This is a genomic window from Guyparkeria halopsychrophila, assembly GCF_044582135.1.
GTDB lineage: Bacteria > Pseudomonadota > Gammaproteobacteria > Halothiobacillales > Halothiobacillaceae > Guyparkeria.
Genome location: NZ_JBDODP010000002.1, coordinates 55,124 through 75,606, shown reverse-complemented (window position 1 = coordinate 75,606; position 20,483 = coordinate 55,124). Strand labels below are relative to the sequence as shown.

At 65.4% G+C, this 20,483-nt stretch carries 22 protein-coding genes and 1 other RNA gene; 15 read left to right on the top strand and 8 right to left on the bottom strand.

The window, feature by feature from the left end; all coding sequences use genetic code 11:
• Window positions 1-105: 105 nt before the first annotated feature.
• From ABGV18_RS01375 to ABGV18_RS01365, 3 genes are all read left to right on the top strand, one after another.
• Window positions 106-396, top strand: coding sequence for a co-chaperone GroES (locus tag ABGV18_RS01375; protein WP_396584488.1), 291 nt, complete (start codon window positions 106-108; stop codon window positions 394-396).
• A 63-nt stretch (window positions 397-459) separates the two neighbouring features.
• Window positions 460-2,103, top strand: coding sequence for a chaperonin GroEL (gene groL, locus ABGV18_RS01370; RefSeq protein WP_396584487.1), 1,644 nt, complete (start codon window positions 460-462; stop codon window positions 2,101-2,103).
• Window positions 2,104-2,212: 109 nt separating this feature from the next.
• Window positions 2,213-2,656, top strand: a complete 444-nt coding sequence (locus ABGV18_RS01365) for a deaminase (RefSeq protein ID WP_396584486.1) — start codon at window positions 2,213-2,215, stop codon at window positions 2,654-2,656.
• 24 nt (window positions 2,657-2,680) lie between these two features.
• On the opposite strand, the gene ABGV18_RS01360 is transcribed toward ABGV18_RS01365, so the two are convergent.
• Both ABGV18_RS01360 and ABGV18_RS01355 read right to left on the bottom strand, forming a co-directional pair.
• On the bottom strand, window positions 2,681-3,223 hold the full coding sequence (locus tag ABGV18_RS01360; RefSeq protein ID WP_396584485.1) for a TIGR00645 family protein: 543 nt from the start codon (window positions 3,221-3,223) through the stop codon (window positions 2,681-2,683).
• Window positions 3,224-3,301: 78 nt separating this feature from the next.
• A complete protein-coding gene (locus ABGV18_RS01355) occupies window positions 3,302-4,312 on the bottom strand; it encodes an NAD-dependent epimerase/dehydratase family protein (RefSeq protein WP_396584484.1) in 1,011 nt (336 codons plus the stop codon).
• 125 nt (window positions 4,313-4,437) lie between these two features.
• Here ABGV18_RS01355 and hemG point away from each other — a divergent pair, with 125 nt between their 5' ends.
• Window positions 4,438-5,859, top strand: a complete 1,422-nt coding sequence (hemG, locus tag ABGV18_RS01350; protein WP_396584483.1) for a protoporphyrinogen oxidase — start codon at window positions 4,438-4,440, stop codon at window positions 5,857-5,859.
• Window positions 5,860-5,895: 36 nt separating this feature from the next.
• Here the strand turns inward: hemG and ABGV18_RS01345 are convergent, their stop codons facing one another.
• The gene (locus tag ABGV18_RS01345; RefSeq protein ID WP_396584482.1) at window positions 5,896-6,411 is read right to left on the bottom strand and encodes an FxsA family protein; all 516 of its coding nucleotides are present in this window, start codon (window positions 6,409-6,411) and stop codon (window positions 5,896-5,898) included.
• Window positions 6,412-6,713: 302 nt separating this feature from the next.
• Here ABGV18_RS01345 and ABGV18_RS01340 point away from each other — a divergent pair, with 302 nt between their 5' ends.
• The 6 genes from ABGV18_RS01340 (at window position 6,714) to prmA (ending at window position 12,948) form a co-directional block, all read left to right on the top strand.
• On the top strand, window positions 6,714-7,049 hold the full coding sequence (locus tag ABGV18_RS01340) for a divalent cation tolerance protein CutA (RefSeq protein ID WP_396584481.1): 336 nt from the start codon (window positions 6,714-6,716) through the stop codon (window positions 7,047-7,049).
• Window positions 7,028-9,382 (top strand): protein-disulfide reductase DsbD, encoded by a 2,355-nt coding sequence (gene dsbD, locus ABGV18_RS01335; protein ID WP_396584480.1) that lies wholly within the window; start codon window positions 7,028-7,030, stop codon window positions 9,380-9,382. Before ABGV18_RS01340 ends, dsbD begins: the two co-directional genes overlap by 22 nt.
• A 324-nt stretch (window positions 9,383-9,706) precedes the next feature.
• Window positions 9,707-10,168: a type II 3-dehydroquinate dehydratase gene (gene aroQ / locus ABGV18_RS01330; protein WP_396584479.1), complete on the top strand. Its 462-nt coding sequence runs from the start codon at window positions 9,707-9,709 to the stop codon at window positions 10,166-10,168.
• Window positions 10,169-10,197: 29 nt separating this feature from the next.
• Window positions 10,198-10,647 carry an acetyl-CoA carboxylase biotin carboxyl carrier protein gene (gene accB, locus ABGV18_RS01325; protein WP_396584478.1) on the top strand — a complete coding sequence of 150 codons (450 nt, stop codon included), beginning with the start codon at window positions 10,198-10,200 and terminating at the stop codon, window positions 10,645-10,647.
• Window positions 10,648-10,705: 58 nt separating this feature from the next.
• Entirely contained in the window at window positions 10,706-12,049 is a 1,344-nt protein-coding gene (gene accC / locus ABGV18_RS01320; RefSeq protein WP_396584477.1) for an acetyl-CoA carboxylase biotin carboxylase subunit, read from the top strand.
• On the top strand, window positions 12,049-12,948 hold the full coding sequence (prmA, locus tag ABGV18_RS01315) for a 50S ribosomal protein L11 methyltransferase (protein WP_396584476.1): 900 nt from the start codon (window positions 12,049-12,051) through the stop codon (window positions 12,946-12,948). Before accC ends, prmA begins: the two co-directional genes overlap by 1 nt.
• 5 nt (window positions 12,949-12,953) lie before the next feature.
• Here the strand turns inward: prmA and ABGV18_RS01310 are convergent, their stop codons facing one another.
• Genes ABGV18_RS01310 through ABGV18_RS01290 form a run of 5 tightly spaced genes read right to left on the bottom strand, consistent with a single transcriptional unit; the run spans window position 12,954 to window position 18,226 of the window.
• A complete protein-coding gene (locus ABGV18_RS01310) occupies window positions 12,954-13,853 on the bottom strand; it encodes an ion channel (RefSeq protein WP_396584475.1) in 900 nt (299 codons plus the stop codon).
• Window positions 13,843-15,033, bottom strand: a complete 1,191-nt coding sequence (locus ABGV18_RS01305) for an FAD-dependent oxidoreductase (RefSeq protein WP_396584474.1) — start codon at window positions 15,031-15,033, stop codon at window positions 13,843-13,845. Before ABGV18_RS01305 ends, ABGV18_RS01310 begins: the two co-directional genes overlap by 11 nt.
• Window positions 15,033-16,256, bottom strand: coding sequence for an FAD-dependent monooxygenase (locus tag ABGV18_RS01300; RefSeq protein WP_396584473.1), 1,224 nt, complete (start codon window positions 16,254-16,256; stop codon window positions 15,033-15,035). The genes ABGV18_RS01305 and ABGV18_RS01300 overlap by 1 nt, the downstream gene beginning before the upstream one ends.
• Window positions 16,257-16,288: 32 nt before the next feature.
• Window positions 16,289-17,641, bottom strand: coding sequence for an aminopeptidase P N-terminal domain-containing protein (locus tag ABGV18_RS01295; RefSeq protein ID WP_396584472.1), 1,353 nt, complete (start codon window positions 17,639-17,641; stop codon window positions 16,289-16,291).
• 36 nt (window positions 17,642-17,677) lie between these two features.
• The gene (locus ABGV18_RS01290) at window positions 17,678-18,226 is read right to left on the bottom strand and encodes a UPF0149 family protein (protein WP_396584471.1); all 549 of its coding nucleotides are present in this window, start codon (window positions 18,224-18,226) and stop codon (window positions 17,678-17,680) included.
• 209 nt (window positions 18,227-18,435) lie between these two features.
• Here ABGV18_RS01290 and ABGV18_RS01285 point away from each other — a divergent pair, with 209 nt between their 5' ends.
• From ABGV18_RS01285 to ABGV18_RS01265, 5 genes are all read left to right on the top strand, one after another.
• A complete protein-coding gene (locus ABGV18_RS01285) occupies window positions 18,436-18,654 on the top strand; it encodes a hypothetical protein (RefSeq protein ID WP_396584470.1) in 219 nt (72 codons plus the stop codon).
• Between the two features lie 3 nt (window positions 18,655-18,657).
• Entirely contained in the window at window positions 18,658-18,960 is a 303-nt protein-coding gene (locus tag ABGV18_RS01280; RefSeq protein ID WP_396584469.1) for a cell division protein ZapA, read from the top strand.
• Window positions 18,961-19,062: 102 nt separating this feature from the next.
• A non-coding RNA gene (ssrS, locus tag ABGV18_RS01275) (6S RNA) lies at window positions 19,063-19,247 on the top strand.
• Window positions 19,248-19,346: 99 nt separating this feature from the next.
• Entirely contained in the window at window positions 19,347-19,961 is a 615-nt protein-coding gene (locus ABGV18_RS01270) for a 5-formyltetrahydrofolate cyclo-ligase (RefSeq protein ID WP_396584468.1), read from the top strand.
• Between the two features lie 29 nt (window positions 19,962-19,990).
• On the top strand, window positions 19,991-20,452 hold the full coding sequence (locus ABGV18_RS01265; protein WP_396584467.1) for an EVE domain-containing protein: 462 nt from the start codon (window positions 19,991-19,993) through the stop codon (window positions 20,450-20,452).
• The last annotated feature ends 31 nt before the right edge of the window (window positions 20,453-20,483 follow it).

The window sequence follows — 20,483 nt, the reverse complement described above, 5'->3', positions numbered from 1 at the left end:
AGCCGGGCGAGTGCTAACAGCGGCGTTTCCGCCGCGTTTCCCCGCCCCGGCGCGAACAAACACCGTCGAAAATCCTTTTTCTATGTCAACGCATGGAGTGACCGCATGAAAATCCGTCCTTTGCACGATCGTGTGCTGGTAAAGCGCGAAGAAGAAGAACGCAAGACCGCCTCTGGCATCGTTCTGCCGGACTCGGCTTCCGAGAAGCCCAACCGAGGCGAAATCATCGCCGCTGGCCCGGGCAAGTCGAATGACAAGGGCGAAGTCCGCCCGATGGGCGTGAAGGTCGGTGACACCGTCCTGTTCAGCCAGTACGCCGGCGCCAAGGTGAAGGTCGAGGGCGACGAGCTGCTGATGATGGGCGAAGACGACATCCTCGCCGTCATCGAAGACTGAGTTGCCCGCGGAAAGAGCTAACGCTTTCCCCCGGAATCGAATCAATCAAGGAGCATATTGAATATGTCTGCCAAAGAAATCCGCTTTTCTACCAGCGCCCGTGACCGCATGCTGCGTGGCGTCAACCTGCTTGCCGACGCGGTCAAGGTAACCCTGGGTCCGAAGGGTCGTAACGTCGTTATCGAGAAGAGCTTCGGCGCCCCGGCCGTGACCAAGGACGGCGTTTCCGTCGCCCGCGAGATCGAGCTGGAAGACAAGTTCGAGAACATGGGCGCGCAGATGGTCAAGGAAGTCTCTTCCCAGACCGCCGACGTCGCCGGTGACGGCACCACCACCGCGACCGTGCTCGCCGCCGCCATCGTGCGTGAAGGCGTCAAGGCCGTGGCTGCCGGCATGAACCCGATGGATCTCAAGCGCGGCATCGACAAGGCCGTTGAGGCCTCCGTTGCCGAGCTGCGCAACCTGTCCAAGCCCTGCACCGACAACAAGGCGATCGCCCAGGTTGCCACCATCTCCGCGAACTCCGACAAGAACGTCGGCGAGATCATCGCGGAAGCCATGGAGCGTGTCGGCAAGGACGGCGTCATCACTGTCGAGGAAGGCTCGGGCTTCGAGAACGAGCTGGAAGTGGTCGAAGGCATGCAGTTCGACCGCGGCTACCTGTCGCCCTACTTCGTCAACAACCAGAAGCAGATGAACGTCGAGCTCGAGGACCCGGTCATCCTGATGCACGACAAGAAGATCTCGAACATCCGAGAGCTCCTGCCGGCACTGGAAAGCGCATCCCAAGCCAACAAGCCGCTGCTGATCGTCGCCGAAGACATCGAAGGCGAGGCACTGGCCACGCTGGTCATCAACTCGATGCGCGGCATCGTGAAAGTCGCTGCCGTCAAGGCACCCGGCTTCGGCGACCGTCGCAAGGCCATGCTGCAGGATCTGGCCATCGTCACCGGCGGCCAGGTGATCTCCGATGAAGTGGGCCTGACCCTCGAGAAGACCACCATGGAAGACATGGGCTCGGCCAAGCGCGTGGTGATCACCAAAGAAAACACCACGATCATCAACGGCTCTGGCACGAAGGACGACATCGACACCCGCGTCGAGCAGATCCGTACCCAGATCGAGAACACCTCCTCCGAGTACGACAAGGAGAAGCTCCAGGAGCGGATCGCCAAACTGGCCGGCGGCGTTGCCGTCATCAAGGTTGGCGCTGCGACCGAAGTCGAGATGAAGGAAAAGAAGGACCGTGTCGACGACGCACTGCACGCGACCCGTGCCGCAGTCGAAGAAGGCATCGTCCCGGGCGGTGGTGTTGCCCTGATCCGCGCACTGGGCAGCCTCGGCGAGCTCAAGGGCGACAACGTCGACCAGCAGACCGGCATCTCCATCGCCCTGCGCGCCATGGAAGATCCGCTGCGCTTCATCGTGGCCAACTCCGGTGGCGAGCCGTCGGTCGTGGTCCAGGGTGTCCGTGAAGGCAAGGGCAACTACGGCTACAACGCCTCCAACGGCGAGTACGGCGACATGGTCGAGATGGGCATCCTCGATCCGACCAAGGTCACCCGTACCGCGCTGCAGAACGCGGCCTCGGTTGCCGGCCTGATGATCACCACCGAGTGCATGATCGCCGACATCCCGAGCAAGGATGGCGGTGGCGCCCCGCCGGCCGACATGAGCGGCATGGGCGGCATGCCCGGCATGATGTAAGAACGGTCGCTCCGGTCGATTCGGCCGGACACCGCTTCAACGAAACCCCGCCAATGGCGGGGTTTTTTTGTATCTTGAAGGTACCGACTCTCCAATGGAGGCCCGAACCATGAGCCACGATCCCTTTCTCGATGCGGCACTCGAGGAGGCCCGCACCGGCCGCGACGAGGGCGGCATCCCCATCGGCGCGGTGCTGGTGCACAACGGTGAGATCGTCGGGTACGGCCACAACCGCCGCGTCCAGGAAGGCAGCGTCATCCGGCACGGAGAGATGGATGCGCTGGAAAAGGCCGGCCGCCGGTCGGCCGACTTCTATCGGGGATGCACGCTCTACACCACGCTGTCCCCCTGCCCAATGTGCGCGGGAGCGATTCTGCTCTACGGGATACCGCGCGTGGTAATCGGCGAAAACCAAACCTTTCTTGGCGAGGAGCGTTGGTTACGCGAGCACGGTATGGAGGTGAGGGTGATGAACGATCAGCGCTGCATCGAGCTGATGCAGCGGTTCATCGAAGAGCATCCGACCCTCTGGAACGAGGACATCGGGGAGTGACGAGAGTCGTCGGGGCAGGCCGGGTCAGTGTCCCTTGCCCTGGAGCCGATCCATCAAGGCATAGAGCACGCCGGACAGGACGAAGGTCAGGTGGATACCCACCATCCAGCCAAGATCCCGGTTCGACAGGTTGTCGACGTTCATGAAGGACTTGAGCAACTCGATCCCCGAGATCGCGACGATCGAACCGATCACCTTGATCTTGAGATCGGTGAAGCTGATGTGTCCCATCCACTCGGGCCGATCACGGTGACTGTGGAGGTCCTCCATCTTGGAGACGAAGTTCTCGTAGCCCGAGAAGATGATGATGATCAAAAGATTCATGATCAGGGCCACATCGACCAGGGTGAGCACCCCGATGATGACCTCCGACTCCTCGAGCGTGAAGGCGTGGCTGCCCAGGTGCCACAGCTCGCCGCCAAACTTGATCAGCAACAGCAGCATCGCCGCAACTAGTCCCATGTAGACCGGGGCCAGGATCCAGCGGCTGCCGAACAGGAAATGCTCGAAATAGTGCTCGGCGTTGCTCGAGCGGCGCGGGGTGGGGGTTGGTTTTTCCGATTCCACGGCTGGACCTCGATCAGGGTTCAAACGGTAAAACGCCCCGAAAACACGGGGCGTGGTCGTGGCTATCCTACCACCGGCTCAACCGCGGTGGGGCACACTCTTGCCACGGCCATTCCTTCCTGGGGCGAGATATCCCGGGGCGACATCCTCGAGCCGGGTGGGCTCGCGCCGGCACTCCGGCGAGCAGGTGTTGGCCCGCTGCAGGGAATCCAGATTGTCGCGACTGAAGGGCGTGCCCGGCAGCCACTCCATCACGCGCGCCTGGAGGCGCGACAGCCACATCGGCAGGCCGACCACCCAGCGCGGATGCCCGCCGGTCGCCGCGGCGTAGCGCACCAGTTCGCCCAGCGCGTAATCGTGCGGGCCGCAGAGGTCATAGCGCGCGTCGTTGGCCTGGGGGTCGTCGATCGACTCGACGAATCGCCGCACCACGTCACCCACGTAGACGGGCGAGAAGCGCGCACCCGCGCAGGCCAGCGGGAAGACGCCCGGCATCAGCTTCGCCAGCCCGGCAAAGCGGTTGAGGAAGGAGTCACCCGGGCCGAAGATCACCGAGGGGCGGAAGCTGGTGACCGCCATATCGTGCTTGCGACCGAAGCGGTGCACCCAGTTCTCCGCCTTGCCCTTGCTGCGTTGGTAGTGACTGACGCCCTCTTCCTCGTCTGCCCCCAGCGCGCTCATGTGCAGGTAACGCGGCACGCCCGCATCGGCAGCGGCGCGCAGGGCGGCCTTGGTCAGCTTGATGTGTACCCGCTCGAAGCCCTTGCCGTTGTGCCGGCGCTCGTTGAGGATGCCGACTAGGTTGACCAGCAGATCCGCGCCCTCGAGCAGTTCGGCCAGTTCCGGGGAGCCACGATGGGTCGCCAGATCGGACCGGGCCGGGGGGTTCATGTCAACCAGCACCACACTCGGCCATAGCCCCATGTCGCGGTGACGCGCGGCGTGACGGCTTGGCACCACCACTTCCCAGCCACGCTGGGAGAGTGCGCGCACCAGGTGCCGGCCCACGAAACCGGTCCCGCCCAATACCACGGCCCGGGGGAGGCCCTCGGGTCCACTGCTGCCGCCAACGGCGTGCGATTCGTCCATAACGTCCCTGACAGTGCATCTGCCGAAATTGATCGAACCGGTAGAGTACACTCGAGCCCCGAACAGACATAGCAACACAGGGCACGGCAAACACACGGCCTAGCCCAGCCACGCCACGAGATGCCATGACAGCAAGCGACCACGACGCCTCCGACAAGACGCCATCGACCGACACGCTGATCATCGGCGCCGGCGCCAGCGGGCTGGCTGCCGGCTGGGCGCTGGCGCGGGCCGGCCAGCGGGTCACCGTGCTCGAGGCGGGCGACATGCCCGGCGGCAATATCCAGAGCCGCCGCGACGAGGAATGGCAGATCGAGATCGGGCCGAACACCCTGATGGTCAAGCCGCCGCTTTATCGGCTACTCAAGGACCTGGACCTGACCGACGAGGCGATCTTCGCCGGCGAGGCGGGCAAGAAGCGTTATATCGCCAAGGGCAAGCAAATGCTCGCCCTGCCGACCCATCCGCTCAATGCCCCATTCAATCCGCTGCTCGGACCGCGCAGCATCGGCCGCATCCTGCGCGAGCCCTGGGTGCGTCGCGGTACCGGCGAGGAAACCCTGGCGCAATTCGTTGAGCGCCGCCTGGGCCGGAACATCCTCGACTATCTGGTCGACCCGTTCGTCTCCGGCGTCTACGCCGGCGATCCGGCCCGACTGTCCGTCCAGGCCGCCATGCCGAAACTCGCTGCCATGGAACGTGAGCATGGCTCGCTGATCCGCGGCGGGTTTGCCGCCATGAAGCGGGCGAAACAGGAACGCCGCGAGGGCAACGAGCCCATGCCGCGCGAATGGCGGGGCAAGCTGATCAGCTTCCCCGGCGGCATCCAGACACTCACCGACCGGCTCGCCGCCGAGATCGATGCAACCGCCGGCGGCACGATCGCCTGTGGCCGACGGGTACAAGCCGTCCAGGCGAACGATGGGGGTTGGCGGGCGACCGATCAGGACGGCTCGAGCTGGCAGGCAAAAAGGCTCGTACTGGCCACGCCGGCACATGTCAGCGCCTCACTGCTACGCCCCCTGGATGCCCTGCTGGCCGAGCCGCTCGACGAGATCGTCTACCCGCCGGTCGCGGCCGTCGCCCTGGGCTTTCCCCCCGGGGTGCTGGCCCATCCGCTTGACGGCTTTGGCGTACTGATTCCCCGCCGCGAACGCCGACGGACCCTGGGCGCGCTGTTCTCCTCGACCCTGTTCCCCAACCGCACCCCGCATGGCCACAAGCTGATCAACGCCTTTATCGGCGGGCGCCAGGATCCCGAGGCGCTGGACATGAGCGACGCCAAACTGGTCCGCCAGGTCACCAACGACCTCGGTGATCTGCTTGGTATCGAGGGTCAGCCGGTCTGGCAACGAGTCAGCCGCTGGCCACGTGCGATTCCGCAATACGAACTGGGCCACCTGGCCCGGATCGAGCGCCTCGATCAGGCACTCGATCACCACCCGGGCCTGTCGTTGATCGGCAACTGGCGCGAGGGTATCGCCGTGGGCGACTGCCTCGAGAACGGTCAGGCACTGGCCAGGCGGATTCTCGACGGCGAGAAGTGAGCGGCGAAACGCGGCACGCGGATACCCGGCCCTGCTCTACCTGCGATCGCGGTCGCGATCGAGTCGCCGCGGGTCACGCGGCTCATCCCGCCTGATGTCGTCCGGATCGGCGTCGTAGACATTGCCGTCCTCATCGGGGCTACCCGGGCCACCCGGGCCACCCGGACCGCTGCCGAACCCACCACGCTCGACCACGATCTGCTGCATCTTCCCGGCCAGCCAGGCACCGAACGCCAGGCGACGCAGAAACGGCGTGACCAGCACCAACCCCAGCAGGTCGGTCAACGGCCCCGGCAACAGCAGCATCAGCCCGCCGAGGAAATTGGCCGCCACGCCCAGCCCGTCGATCTGTCCCCGACCGGTGGCGGCGACATCACGTTGAGCGCGCGCCATCGCATTGGGACCGGCGGTGCGCATCAACCACACGCCCCAGATGCCGGTAGCGACGATCCACAGCAGCGTGACGAGAAACCCCATGGCCGCGCCCATCGCGATCAGGAGCACCAGCTCCAGGAGGGGCAGAAAGAGGATGAATCCGGACAGTTTTCGCATGACTTCTCGGGGTTGAGATGGATTTGTTTGCCGTCTACCGATTGCGGCGCTAGGCTTGCCGTCGACAGCCGGTTGGACTTCGCCGCGGCGAATACACCAAGACAAGGACCCAAGGTCGGAGACAGGCCACCACTCGCGCTTCAATACCTTGAGTCAACGGGCAGCCAGGCCTTCGGGGCCGATCACGGCTTAAGTATAGGCACCACCCGGCGGAACTCACTGCCGATCAATTGGACCAAGGCCGACCCGGCTGAAGCCGGTCACGACAAAAACCGATTCATCGACCCGACGCAATCACGATAATGACGATCGAGCAAAGCACAATAGCACTGGTCATCACGACACTGGACGACCCCAGCGCGGCCGACGAGTTCAGCGCGCGCCTGCTGGCCGAGAGGCTGGTGGCCTGCGTGAATGTCGTCGGCCCGGTCCGCTCGGCCTACCACTGGCAGGGCGAACTGTGCCGCGACGAGGAATACCAGCTTCACATGAAGACCAGCCTCGACCGCATCGACGATCTCAAGGATGCGATCGAGCACTATCACCCCTACGACTGCCCCGAGGTAGTCATCCTGCCGGCCGAGAGCAGCCAGTCTTACTCAGCATGGGTTCAGCAATGCGTTCAAACCACTTCCTGACCGCCCCCTGGGTGTGGATCGTCACCTTCCTGCTCGTCACCGTTGCCCTCGCCTGGCAGACGGCGGCAAATGCCCAGCCCGAGTTGCTGGGGCCAGAAGAGGCCTTCGGCGTCGAGGCCCGCGAAGACAATGGCGAGCTGCGCCTCGATTTCCGCGTAGTCGAGGGCTACTACCTCTACCAGGACAAACTGAAGATCCGCGGCGGCGATGGCATTGAACTGGGCGAACCGCGACTGCCCGAGGCGTTGATCGAAGACGACCCGGTCTTTGGCGAGACGGCGGTCTACAAGGAAGACTTCACCGCCCGCGTACCGGTGGACTCCGCCCCCGGCGGCGAGGCGACCGTCACGGTCGAGTACCAGGGCTGCTCGGACATCCATGGGGTCTGCTACCCGCCGGAAACCCACGAACTGCGCGTCGACCTGCCACAGACGGACGCCAGCGCGTCGGCAGATGTCACGTCCGATACTGCCGGCGCCAACTCGCGCGACGGCGGCATCAGCCTGGGCGGCTTCTTCGGTGGCAGCAGCAATGAGCCGATGGACCCCGAAGAGGCGTTCGTCCCCGAGGTGATCGTCGACGACGGGAGCGTATTCGTCCGCTTCGACATCACGCCCGAGTACTACCTGTACCGCGGTCGCACCAAGGCAGCCGTCAGTGAAGAGGCGGAAATTCGTGCCGCGTTCATCGGTGAGGGCGAGCGCAAGGACGATCCCAATTTCGGCACCGTCTGGGTCTTCCATGATCAGTTGGAGACCGAACTGTCGATCGACGCCGATGCCCCCTACACCCTGGTGATCGGCTACCAGGGCTGCGCGGACATGGGCCTGTGCTACCCGCCAATGGAAAAGGCCTGGCGGATCGATCCGGCCACCGACAGCGCCGAGCGCCTCGACGAGGTGCCGGGCGATGCCGGAGAACTCACACCGCTGGAAGACATGCCGGCGCTCGGCGAGGATCGCAGCGAGGCACCGGCCGGCAGCGGTTCCTCGACCGACGCCGAGACCCAGGCAGCCACCCCAGTGGGCTCGGAAACCGACATGATCACCCAGCGCCTGATCGACGGTAACCCCTGGGCGATCGTGCTGGGCTTTTTGATCTTCGGTCTGCTGCTCGCGTTCACGCCCTGCGTCTTCCCGATGATCCCGATCCTCTCGGGCATCATCGCCGGTCAGGGTGAGCACATCACCACCCGCAAGGCCTTCGTGCTCTCGGTGATCTACGTGCTCGCGATGGCCGTCACCTACACGGTGGCGGGTGTATTGGCCGGCATGTTCGGCGCCAACCTGCAGGCCGCCTTCCAGAACCCCTGGGTACTGAGCGTCTTCGCCGCGATCTTCGTCGCGCTGGCCCTGTCGATGTTCGGCTTTTTCGAGCTGCAACTGCCCTCCTCGATCCAGTCGCGCATCATGCAGGCACAAAACCGACAGCAGGGCGGCACGCTGACCGGGGTGGCCGTGATGGGCTTCCTCTCGGCCCTGATCGTTGGCCCCTGCATGGCCCCCCCGCTGGCCGGTGCCCTGATCTACATCGGCCAGACGGGCGATGCCGTTGTCGGCGGCCTGGCGTTGTTTGCCCTGTCGATCGGCATGGGCCTGCCACTGATCCTCGTCGGTACGCTTGGCGGCAAGTACATGCCAAAGGCCGGCGGCTGGATGGACGCGGTCAAGGCCGTGTTCGGCGTGGTGCTGCTGGGCGTGGCGATCTGGATGCTCGAACGCTTCCTGCCCGCGGCCATCACCCAGCTGATGTGGGCCGTGCTGTTGATCGCCTCGGCGGTCTACATGGGCGCGACCGAATCGCTGCGTGAAGCCGCCTCGGGCTGGCTGCGCCTGTGGAAGTCGATCGGACTGGTGCTTCTTCTCTGGGGCGCCCTGATGCTGATCGGCGTCGCCGCCGGGGCCAAGGGCACACCATTGGCGCCACTGGCCGGCCTGTCGCTGGGTGGTGGCGGCGAGGTCGCCGAGCTCGAGTTCCGCATGGTCGACGACGAGGCCGAGCTGGACGAGGCACTCGCACAGGCCAAGGCGGCCGGCCAGCCGGTGATGCTCGATTTCTATGCCGACTGGTGCATCTCCTGCAAGGAAATGGAACACAACACCTTCAGCGATCCGCGCGTGATCGACGCGCTGAGCGGCTTTCTGGTGTTGCAGGCCGATGTCACCGCCAACAATGCCGATCACAAGGCGTTACTAAAACGATTCGACCTGTACGGCCCGCCGGGGATCATCTTCTGGGATGCCTCGGGTGAACGGGTGCGTCAGCACTGGGTCGTTGGGTATCAGCCGCCCGACGAGTTCCTCGGCCATGTCACGGCGGTCTCGAACCGCTGATCACGGCCGTCTCGAACCGCTGATCGTTCTTGAGCCCCGCCCGCCGCGGGGCTCTCTGCATTAGGGACGGTCTGCACGAATCCGGCACCGGCCTGGACCCGGCGAGTCGCCGGAACTGGACGTTGCGCCGTCTTGACGTGGTTTTTGAGCTCGGATTCGATCCCCTCCCGGATAACTTCGTGAAAAATCCGCCAATAGGTGCCGATTGGCAAAAAAACGACGGCCAAAAACGTGACTTCGGCACCCCCAACCGGCACAATGCGGGAAAATCACCGAACCCGACGGGAACACGGTCATTCCGCCCGTCGACGAGAGCGAGTCTCCATGAAACGGATCCTGGTACTCAACGGCCCCAACCTCAACCGCCTCGGCACGCGGGAGCCCGAACGCTACGGGCGGTGGACGCTGGCCGATATCGGCAGCCGTCTCGACCAGGCCGCCCAGCGGCTTGGCGAGGGACGGGGCGTCGCACTGGAACACTTCCAGAGCAATCACGAGGGCGAGGCCATCGACCGGCTGCACCGTGCGGCCGACGATGGGCTGGACGGGGTGCTGATCAACCCCGGCGCCTGGACCCACACCAGCATTGCCCTGCGGGATGCCCTGCTCGCCATCGACCGACCGTTCATCGAGATCCACCTCTCCAATATTCATGCCCGCGAGCCGTTCCGGCAGCACTCCTATTTCTCGGATGTGGCCGTGGGCAGCATCGTCGGGCTGGGGGCGCTGGGCTATGAACTGGCCCTGACCGCCCTGATCGCTCATCTGGACAGTCCGTCCGCCTGATTTGCACGCATAACGAAAGAGACCCCCTCATGGATATTCGCAAGGTCAAGAAGCTGATCGAACTGCTCGAGGAATCGGGCGTCGCCGAAATCGAGATCAAGGAGGGCGAGGAGTCGGTGCGCATCTCGCGCCAACCCCCCCAACAACCGCAGATGATGCACGCCGCCGCGCCGGCGTACGCCCCACAACCGGGCGCCCCGGCTCCGTCAGGCGAACCGGCACCCAGCGAGGCGCCGGAGGCGCGCGGCAAGACCATCAATTCACCGATGGTGGGCACCTTCTATCGTGCCTCGTCGCCCGATTCGAGCGCCTTCGTCGAGGTGGGTACCACCGTGAACAAGGGCGACACCATCTGCATCATCGAGGCGATGAAGATGTTCAACCAGATCGAGGCCGAGGTCGATGGCACGATCAAGGAAATCCTGGTGGAAAATGGCCAGCCGGTGGAATACGACCAGCCGCTGTTCGTGATCGAGTAAGGCACCGCCTGCCCGACGCACATCCAGCCGCTTTCGCCTTCCCAGGAGTTTCCCCAAGATGCTGAACAAGGTCCTGATCGCCAACCGCGGCGAGATCGCGCTGCGCATTCTGCGCGCCTGCCGCGAGCTCGACATCGCCACGGTGGCCGTCCATTCCACTGCCGACCGTGAACTCAAGCACGTCCGCCTGGCCGACGAGTCGGTCTGCATCGGCGGGCCCCGGTCCAACGAGTCCTATCTGAACGTGCCGGCACTGATTGCCGCCGCCGAGCTGACCGACTCCTCGGCCATCCACCCCGGTTACGGCTTTCTCTCCGAGAACGCCGACTTTGCCGAGCGGGTCGAGGAATCCGGCTTTATCTTCATCGGCCCCACCGCCGAATCCATCCGCATGATGGGCGACAAGGTCACCGCCAAGGAAACCATGCGCGCCGCCGGGGTGCCCTGCGTGCCCGGCTCGGAAGGCGCGCTGACTGACGACCCCGAGGAGAACCATCGACTGGGCCGCGAGGTCGGCTACCCGGTGATCATCAAGGCGGCCGGTGGTGGGGGTGGCCGCGGCATGCGCGTCGTGCATACCGAGGCGCACCTGCACCACGCCATCGAGATGACCAAGAGCGAAGCGGGCGCGGCCTTCGGCAACCCCGAGGTCTACATGGAGAAGTTCCTCGAGCATCCCCGCCACATCGAGGTGCAAATACTCTCCGACGGCCAGGGCAACGCCATCCATTTGGGCGAGCGCGACTGCTCGATGCAGCGCCGCCACCAGAAGGTGATCGAGGAAGCCCCGGCGCCCGGCATTACTGCCGAGCAACGCGCCGAGATCGGCGCGGTCTGCGTCGCGGCCTGCAAGCGCATGAACTACCGCGGCGCGGGCACCTTCGAATTCCTCTACGAGAACGGCGAGTTCTACTTCATTGAGATGAACACCCGCCTGCAGGTCGAGCACCCGGTCACCGAGATGGTCACCGGCATCGATCTGGTCAAGGAGCAATTGGCGATCGCCGCGGGCGTGCCATTGCAACTGACGCAGGACCAGGTGGAATTCCGTGGTCACGCGGTCGAGTGCCGCATCAATGCCGAGGACCCGGCCACCTTCGCCCCCAGCCCCGGCAAGATCACCAACCTGCACTTCCCGGGCGGTCTGGGCGTGCGGGTCGACTCGCACATCTACAACGGCTACTCGGTGCCACCGTTCTACGACTCGATGATCGGCAAGCTGATCACCCACGCCGGTGATCGCGAGGCGGCCATCCGTCGCATGCACGGGGCGCTCGAGGAAATGCTGATCGACGGCATCAAGACCAACATCCCGCTGCACCGCGAGCTGATGTTGGACGCGAACTTCATCGCCGGTGGCATGGACATCCACTTCCTGCACAAGCGCCTCGGGATTTCCTGATGGCCGACGAGTGGCAGCACCTCTGGCTGGAGGTGCCTCGCGACGACGTCGAGGCGGTCGAGGACGCCCTGCTGGCCGCCGGCGCGCTGTCGGTCACCCTGGAGGAGCTCGGTGACGAGCCGGTGCTCGAACCGCAGCCGGGCGAGTCGCCGCTGTGGGCCGAGACCCGCGTGGTCGGCCTGTTCGAGGGGGACGTTTCGCCGGCCACTATCGTCGGCACGTTGCACGGGCTGCTGCGCCCCGCGCTGCTCGATCGACTGGGTCACTCGGTGTTCGACGAGGATGACTGGGTGCGCCGCACCCAGGCCGACTTTGCCGCCATGCCGATCGGTGAGCGGCTGGTGATCGAGCCGGCCTGGGAGGAAAGCTCGGCAACGGATGACCGCCTGCCGATCCGGCTCGACCCGGGACTCGCCTTCGGCACGGGCAAGCACGAGACCACGCGCCTGTGCCTCGAATGGCTGGAATCGCAGGAGATCACCGGGCAACACTGGCTGGATGCCGGCTGCGGTTCGGGGATTCTCGCCATCGCCGCCCTGCGCCTGGGCGCGGCCCAGGTCGACGGTACCGACATCGACCCGCAGGCACTGACCGCGAGCCGTGGCAATGCCGAACTCAACGACCTCGAACCCTCCCGCCTGTCGCTATACCTGGCCGAGGAGTATCCCGCCGACCGGCAGGTCGACGGGCTGCTGGCAAACATCCTCGCCCCCACCCTGATCGCACTCGCCCCGATGCTGAGCCGCCACCTCAAGCCGGGCGCACGCTTCGCGCTATCTGGCATTCTCGGCCACCAGGCCGATGCCGTGGCCGCGGCCTGGACGGCCGCCGGCAACCAGGTCACCACCTTCCGTGAGTTGGGTGACTGGGCCCTGGTGGCAGGTCACCGACCGAGCTAAGACGACTACCTTCCCGGTGGTTCGTGATCCGTTCCGTCGCCGGCACCACGAGCCTCTTGATCCTGTCGCGCGTCGCGATCGTGCTCCAGCAAGCTCTCGATCCGGTCAAGCCGACGCAGGATCTGCGTTTCGATGCGCTCCTCATCCTCGCTGCTCGCCTCCATTCTCAGACCGACCAGAAAGGCGGCGGTCGAGGCACTGATCAGGGCCAGCCAGACGACGGCAATGCCGACGAACACAAATCCCATCGTGCGGGCGGCGTCGGTCTGCGGCACCAGATCCCCGTAGCCGACCGTCGATAACGTGACCAGCGCCCACCAGACCCCGTCACCGAAATCCTCAAAGGTCTCGGGATCGAGCACCGGCATCAACGACCCCGCAAGCACCAGCAGAAAGGCCGTCATCAAACCGATGGCGAAGAACACGTGCCGGCCCAACTCGCGGAAGTAACGACGTCCCAATCGAAGCGCCGTAATCAAGACCAGCAAAACACGCAGCAACCTCAAGCCCAGCATGAACGCCACGGCTTCGAGCACGACCAATGGCAGGCCAAGGGCGACCACACTCACCAGCAACCAGTTGGTTTTCAAGTAGAAGGCCTTGTCCTTGACCAGGGCGAGCAGAATCAGCTGTTCGACCAGGAAAAACCCCCAGATGAGCAAGTCGATCCAGAACCCCTGTCCCACCTCAACCTGGCCGGTGTATTCGAGATACCACTGCACCGGAATCCACAGGGAAATCAGCAACAGGGGCAACTCGAGGCGGACGGCCCAACGCTGGGCCACGTGATTTTCGTAATCGGACACACCGGCAATGCCAAGCAGCCGAGTGAACCGCACCCCCCAGCTGATCAGGCGCCTCGCCGTGTGCTTTTCGGTTGACTCGACAAAGGGTCTATCCGCCAAGGCGCTGACCTCCCGCCATCCGAGTCATCCAGCGACGCAACGGCGGTACGCCGGCCACCAGTTGGGTCGCGGCCGTGCGTGCGGCGACTGTCAGGGGGTCACGGCGACGATAGCCCCAGTCGAAACCATCCATGAGTGACTGGACCAACTGATTGTCCGCGCGACGACGTCGCTCGTAGGCGCGTGCCAGTCGCGTATCCCCCATGCCTCGATCGCCCATGGAGGCGACGACCGCCATCAGCGCCTCGACGTCGGCAAAGCCGAGATTCGCCCCCTGACCCGCCAACGGGTGGATCGAATGCGCCGCATCGCCGACCAGCAATACCCGATCGGCCCAGTAGCGGTGGGCATGCAACCGACGGATCGGGAACCACGCCTGCCCCGCCACCCGCGTGATCTCGCCGAGCTCGTCCGGAAACGCGGCCATCGCCGCGTCGCGCAGTGCCTCGGGCGACAGCCCGTGCCGGGCGCGCACCCGCTCGGGAGTGTCGTACCAGACCAGCGAGCCGCGCGAGCCGGCCAGCGGCAGGAAGGCCTGCGGGCCGTCCGGGGTGAATCGCTGCCAGGTGATGTCCTGCTGCGGGTAGCCGGTCTCGACCGAGAGGATCTGCGCGGCGACCGGGTAATCGCGACTGCTTGCACCGATACCCGACGTCTCGCGCACCCAGGAGCGTTGCCCGTCGGCACCGATCACCAGGTCGGCGCGCAACTCCCGACCATCGTCCAGGGTCAGGCTCACGTCACGATCGCGCACCTCGAGCCGCTGGGGCTCGCTACCGGTAAGGCATTCGACGTTGTCGAATGCGCCCAACCGCGACCACAACGCCAGCTGCACCCGACGGTTCTCGACGATGTAACCAAGATACGGCCGACCCACCTCGACGGCATCGAAGGTCAGATCACCCGGCCCGGCGGCATCGAAGACACGCATGCGCCGGTAGAGCGCGGCACGCTCGGCGCGGATGGCCGCCCACGCCCCCAGCCGATCGAGCAAGGCGATGCTCGCCGGGGCCAGCGCCGAGACCCGCAGGTCGAAGGGATCGTCACCACCGAGCGACGCAGGCGGCTCACGCTCGATCAGGGCAACCTCAAGCTCCTGCTGCGCCAACGCCAGCGCGGCGGCGGCACCGACCATGCCGCCGCCGACGACGATCACGTCCACCTGGCGTACGGCGGCCATCAGGCGATCCCCCGCGTGGCGCGCACCAGGCGATTCTTGAGCGGCAGCAGGCCGTCGAACAGGGACAGTGTTCCGCCACGCAGGTGGCCCAACCCCGGCAGATCCAGCGAGAAACCACGCACCAGACCATCGGTCAATCCGATGGTGCGCCGGTAGTCGGCCAGGCGCAGCGCACGATAATGCGCCAGTCGGGCCGGATCACCCGGATCAACGGCCGCGCCGCGGTCGGCCCGCAGCACCCGCGCGAGATCGCGGATGTCACGCAGACACAGATTAAAGCCCTGACCAGCGACCGGATGCAGGGCGTGAGCGGCGTTACCCAACACCACCAGTCGATCGGCGACCGGCTCGTTGGCCGTCACCAGGTTGAGCGGGTACTGCGCCCGGGGGGTGGGCGCCGAGAAGCCACCCAGACGATGGCCGAAGGTCGCGTCCACCGCCTGGGCGAAGGCCGCGTCATCCAGCCCTCCCAGCCGTTCGGCCTCGTCACGCCGTGCCACCCAGACCAATGAGACCCGCCCACCGGCGGCCGGCAGCACCGCCAGCGGGCCGCCGGTGGTGAAACACTCGAACGCCACCCCGCCGTGCGGGCGGGCCGGCATGGCCGTCGCCACTGTAGCGACCTGGCCGTACTCGCGACGGCTGACATCCATCTCGGCCTGCTCGCGCACGGCGGAATCCGCGCCGTCTGCCGCGACCACCAACCGCGCACGTCGCGTCACGAGTCCCTCGTCATCATGGCGGATCTCGACGGTCACGCCGTCGGCGTCGGTGTGATGGCGCTCATAGCGTGCCGGGCGGTGGTAACGGATTTCACCCTCGCCCGTCGGCGGACCGGCGAGCAGGGATTCCAGGCGCTCGCCCAGCGCACGGTTGGGCATGACGTAACCCAGGGCCTCGACCCCGGCCGACCGGGCGGTAATGCGGCTCAGGCCGAAATGGCCCCGATCGAAGACCCGCACCTCGCGGATGCGTTCGGCGGCCGCGGCCAACGGCGCATCGATCAGGCCGAGCGTGTCCAGGTACTGCCAGCCGGCATCGGCTACTGCAGTCAACCGCCGGTCGAAGCTGGCCGACTCGTCGGGGCGTCGCGGCTCGATCACCTCGACCGACCAGCCATCGGCGGCCAGGGCACGCGCCAGCACGCCGCCGACCATCCCGCCACCGACGATCATCACGTCGGTGTCGAATGCCTCCTCGTGCACGGCCGAATGGCGGGTCATGATCCGGTTCACTCCAGGGTCTGTTCCAGAATCTATTCGAGCGGCTGACTGACGGGGTCGCGCCGCCCGGCGAACAGGGCCTCGATCTCGTCGATCTGCTTGGGAACACCTCGGGTGAGCACCTCGAAGCCCTCTTCGGTGACCAGCACGTCATCCTCGATGCGAATGCCGATACCACGGTATTCCGCGGGCGCACCCGATTGCGGATCGATGTACAACCCCGGCTCGACGGTCATCACCATGCCCGGCTCGAGCTCGCGCCAGTCGCCATCGACACGATAGCCGCCCACGTCATGCACGTCCGAGCCCAGCCAGTGACCGGTGCGATGCATGAAGTAGCTGCGATAGCTCCCCGCCTCGATTGCCTCGTCGACCGGCCCCTCGATCAGCCCCAGCTCGATCAACCCTCCCGTGATCACGCGCACGGCCGCCTGATGCGGGGCATCGAAGGACACGCCGGGGGCGATCGCCTCGATGGCGGCCAGTTGCGCGTCGAGCACCACTTGATAAAGCGCGCGCTGGGGCTTACTGAAGGTGCCGCTGACCGGCCAGGTGCGCGTGATATCACCGGCGTAGTAGTCGACCTCCGCGCCGGCATCGATCAGCACCAGGTCGCCGTCCTTGAGCTCGGCGACATTGGCCCGGTAGTGCAGCACGCAGGCGTTTTCGCCCCCGGCGACGATCGGGGCGAACGACGGCTCGCCGTGGGCGCTGGCAAAGACCTTCTGCAGGATCGCGGCGATCTCGAATTCGAACAGCCCGGCATGCACGCCACGGGCGGCGGCCAAATGCGCCTCGACCGATACCGCGGCCGCACGACGCAGCCGGTCGATCTCCTGCGGCGACTTGACCAGGCGTTGCTCGTGGATCGGCCCGGCGACATCCTTGATCGTTTGTGGCGGCTGAACACCGGCTCGCGCGCCCCGGCGCAGCTCATCGAACCAACCCAGGGCCTGTAGTACCCAATCGTGCTCGTCGAACGGCAGGTGGAGCCGGCTGTACCCCTTGAGCAATTCGGGCAGGCGGTCGTCGATCTCGTCGATAGCGAATGCCTGATCGATCCCCAGCGCGGCCGGCGCCCGCTCGAGGCCCAATTGCGGACCTTCCCAGCGCTCGCGCTCGGGGTCACGCGGATGGACGAAGGCGATCACCTCGCCCTCGGCACGCTTGGGACAGAGCACCAACAGGGCGTCGGGTTCGGCCAGGCCGGTGAGGTAGTAGAAGTCGCTCGACTGGCGGAAGGGCCATGGATTGTCGTGATTGCGCTGCTGCTCCACGGCCGCCGGCACGATGGCGGCACTGCGCTTGCCAATGGCCTTGATCAGGCGCTTGCGGCGGCGCTGATATTCACGGCGCTCGGTTGGAGAAGGGCCGATCAATTGCATCTGGTGGCTCGTCGTTTGGGGTGTGTCGTCGGGCCGTTACTGCAGGCGCTGCGAGCCGGCCGTCTCGGGGATCGGCGGGTGCAATTGCAGGTACATCACCAGCAACGCGGAGCTCAGATACTCCTCGATCTGATGAATGTCGAAGGCGTCGTCCTCGGTCTTGACCGACTCGGGGTCGAGTTGGGCGATATCACCCAGATCGTCAAACACCTCGCGGGCATCGTCCCCGAGCGCCCGGCGGGCCGGACCGTTCTCGATCGCGTAGCCGTAAAGGACGCCCTGGGCGAAATCGATCAAGCCTTCGACCTGCGTCTTAAGGCTCGTTTCCTCGTCGGGGAGCACCAGATCGAGGCCGAGGTTGTCGGCCGTGGTGACCTGCTCGACCAGGCGTTGGTAGAGCTCCGAAAGCACGGTCGGCGCCACCTGTGGTGGCTGGTCTTCCTCGACCAACTCGGTCAGCCAGCGCGACTCCTCGGCCGGGCCGCCACCGATCCACATGCCGATCAGCACCCCGTGCGCCTCGGCAGGATTGGCCAGCGCGCCGATGGAGTCGAGGGCCTGCTGAAATCGTTGATATTCGGTCATTGCGCGTCTCGTTGCGTATTCGCCCGTTCTTGTAGCTTGTAGCCTGTCGTCTAGGTGACCACATTGTCACCGCTATGCCAGGCAAATGATAGACTGCCGCCGGAGATCCGGGTGGTTGCCCGCCTGCCTAACGGGGCTGCGGCCCACCCGTCATTCCGCCCGGCATCCCAACGGATGCCATGGGGCGATTCACGCGGAGATTCGACACCATGGCCGAAGGGCTTGCCGACAAGATCGAACGACTGCTCGCCGCCGCGGAGCGGGCCCATGCCGAGCGCAGCGAAATGCGCGTGCAGGCGGCCTCACTGGGCGAGGAAAACCGGGAACTGCGCCGACTGATCGAGCACAGCCACGACCGGATCGAGGAACTGGCAGGTCAGTTGCGGCGTCTTGAAGACCAGGCCGCCGAGACCCAACGCGAGGATTGACCCATGAGCCAGCCGAACCACCCCGTCACCGTTAGGGTGATGGAAAAGGATTACCGCATCGTCTGCCCGCCCGACGAGCAGGGCATGCTGCTGCGCACGGCCGAGTACCTCAACGACGAAATGGCCGAGATCCGCCGGACCAGCAAGGTGCTGAGCACCGAGCGGATCGCCGTGCTCGCCGCACTGAACATCACCCGCCAGCTGCTTGATGGACGGCAGATCGAGCTGCCGGAGGATCTCGACAACGGCGAGCTGGCCGGGCGGATCGATCGCCTGCTCGAGGCCATGGAGCGCGACTCGGCCTGACGCGTATCCAACCGCCGACACGAACGTCACCCGACGGTGCAATTTCAGAGGATTCGTGAAGATTCCCTTGAAAGCCGTCGCCACCGGACCTAGCATGAAGGCAGTCTTCTGGGACGTTCGCCAGGTTGCGCTCAATCCCTTGAGCCTTAATTTGCGACACAGGGGGTGACAAGCGGTTCTGTGCGCATGTCCGCTTTGGCGGAAAGCCTGATGAGCCGGGCGGAGCCCCCGACTTGAACCGATACGGTTCAAGGTCGAAGCGCCGCCAGCGGCGCCCTGGAAGACACCTCACACGGATAGGTCTGCACGAACACGATCCGCTGTTCACGAATGGCTCGACGAGCCGGGATGGCATCGAGTTCGTGCAGGCCTTTTTTGCTTAGATCATGCTGAAGCCCGATAAAGCCACCCTGAGAAAAGCCCTGCGCTCGCGCCGAAAGGCGTTGGGCGGCTTTCCCCGGTTCCTGGCCATTCGCCAACTGGAAGCCCGACTCGAACGCCTGACACGTGGCCTTTCCCTCACGGCAGTGGCCGCCTACTGCGCCTTCGACGGCGAGCCCGAGCTCGACGGCTGGCTGCAGCGCCATCGCGGCCAGATCTGGCTGCCACGCGTCCTGCCCGACCACCGACTCGCCTTCCATCACGCCGACCCATTGACCGCCTGCTCGCAGCGGCGGATGCCGCGCCAGCGTACCAATCGCTTTGGCATCACCGAGTCGGCCGATCCGCGCCAACGGGGCATCAACAGCCTCGACGCCCTACTGATTCCGCTGGTGGGCTTCGATGCCCGTGGTAACCGCCTCGGCATGGGGGCCGGTTTCTACGACCGCGCGCTGGCCCAGCGTCGTGGCCGCCGGCCACTGGCGATCGGCGTGGCCTTCGGTTGCCAGGAAGTCGAATGGTTGCCGGTCGACCCCTGGGACCAGCCGCTGGACTACATAGTGACCGACACCGGGGTGATCGATGCCCGCGCCTCGACGGGACGAACCGAGTCGTCCTGACCCCGATTAACGTTCCACAGGAGACAGTCATGGCCTACTGGCTGATGAAATCCGAGCCCGACGCCTTTTCCATCGACGACCTTGAGCGCGTCGGCACGGAACCCTGGGACGGCATCCGCAACTACCAGGTGCGCAACATGATCCGCGACCAGATGCAGCCGGGCGACCGCGCGTTCTTCTACCACTCGAATACCAAGGTGCCGGGCATCGTCGGCATCATGGACATCGTCAGCGAGGCACGGCCAGACCACACCGCCTTCGACCCCGACGAAAAATACTTCGACCCCAAGTCCGACCCGGACAAGCCGCGCTGGCTCCTGGTCGACGTCAAGTACGTCCGCCATACCCAGCGCGTGATCCCGCTGACCGAACTCAAGGCCGACCCGGCTATCGAGGACATGCCGCTGGTACGCCGCGGCAACCGCCTGTCGATCATGCCGGTAACCGGGGAGCAATGGGATCACATCCTCTCGCTGGAGGATCAGGGCTGATCTCGCCGACAGTCCGTAAAGAGAAAAACCG

What these genes read in the sequence shown, in the direction of transcription:
- aroQ (WP_396584479.1), top strand. Translation starts at nt 9,707, where the DNA reads ATGAAACGGATCCTGGTACTCAACGGCCCCAACCTCAACCGCCTCGGC.
- prmA (WP_396584476.1), top strand. Translation starts at nt 12,049, where the DNA reads ATGGCCGACGAGTGGCAGCACCTCTGGCTGGAGGTGCCTCGCGACGAC.
- ABGV18_RS01300 (WP_396584473.1), bottom strand. Translation starts at nt 16,256, where the DNA reads ATGACCCGCCATTCGGCCGTGCACGAGGAGGCATTCGACACCGACGTG.
- ABGV18_RS01280 (WP_396584469.1), top strand. Translation starts at nt 18,658, where the DNA reads ATGAGCCAGCCGAACCACCCCGTCACCGTTAGGGTGATGGAAAAGGAT.
- ABGV18_RS01365 (WP_396584486.1), top strand. Translation starts at nt 2,213, where the DNA reads ATGAGCCACGATCCCTTTCTCGATGCGGCACTCGAGGAGGCCCGCACC.
- ABGV18_RS01345 (WP_396584482.1), bottom strand. Translation starts at nt 6,411, where the DNA reads ATGCGAAAACTGTCCGGATTCATCCTCTTTCTGCCCCTCCTGGAGCTG.
- ABGV18_RS01355 (WP_396584484.1), bottom strand. Translation starts at nt 4,312, where the DNA reads ATGGACGAATCGCACGCCGTTGGCGGCAGCAGTGGACCCGAGGGCCTC.
- ABGV18_RS01305 (WP_396584474.1), bottom strand. Translation starts at nt 15,033, where the DNA reads ATGGCCGCCGTACGCCAGGTGGACGTGATCGTCGTCGGCGGCGGCATG.
- dsbD (WP_396584480.1), top strand. Translation starts at nt 7,028, where the DNA reads ATGCGTTCAAACCACTTCCTGACCGCCCCCTGGGTGTGGATCGTCACC.
- ABGV18_RS01265 (WP_396584467.1), top strand. Translation starts at nt 19,991, where the DNA reads ATGGCCTACTGGCTGATGAAATCCGAGCCCGACGCCTTTTCCATCGAC.
- ABGV18_RS01285 (WP_396584470.1), top strand. Translation starts at nt 18,436, where the DNA reads ATGGCCGAAGGGCTTGCCGACAAGATCGAACGACTGCTCGCCGCCGCG.
- accC (WP_396584477.1), top strand. Translation starts at nt 10,706, where the DNA reads ATGCTGAACAAGGTCCTGATCGCCAACCGCGGCGAGATCGCGCTGCGC.
- ABGV18_RS01295 (WP_396584472.1), bottom strand. Translation starts at nt 17,641, where the DNA reads ATGCAATTGATCGGCCCTTCTCCAACCGAGCGCCGTGAATATCAGCGC.
- hemG (WP_396584483.1), top strand. Translation starts at nt 4,438, where the DNA reads ATGACAGCAAGCGACCACGACGCCTCCGACAAGACGCCATCGACCGAC.
- ABGV18_RS01270 (WP_396584468.1), top strand. Translation starts at nt 19,347, where the DNA reads ATGCTGAAGCCCGATAAAGCCACCCTGAGAAAAGCCCTGCGCTCGCGC.
- ABGV18_RS01375 (WP_396584488.1), top strand. Translation starts at nt 106, where the DNA reads ATGAAAATCCGTCCTTTGCACGATCGTGTGCTGGTAAAGCGCGAAGAA.
- ABGV18_RS01290 (WP_396584471.1), bottom strand. Translation starts at nt 18,226, where the DNA reads ATGACCGAATATCAACGATTTCAGCAGGCCCTCGACTCCATCGGCGCG.
- accB (WP_396584478.1), top strand. Translation starts at nt 10,198, where the DNA reads ATGGATATTCGCAAGGTCAAGAAGCTGATCGAACTGCTCGAGGAATCG.
- ABGV18_RS01340 (WP_396584481.1), top strand. Translation starts at nt 6,714, where the DNA reads ATGACGATCGAGCAAAGCACAATAGCACTGGTCATCACGACACTGGAC.
- groL (WP_396584487.1), top strand. Translation starts at nt 460, where the DNA reads ATGTCTGCCAAAGAAATCCGCTTTTCTACCAGCGCCCGTGACCGCATG.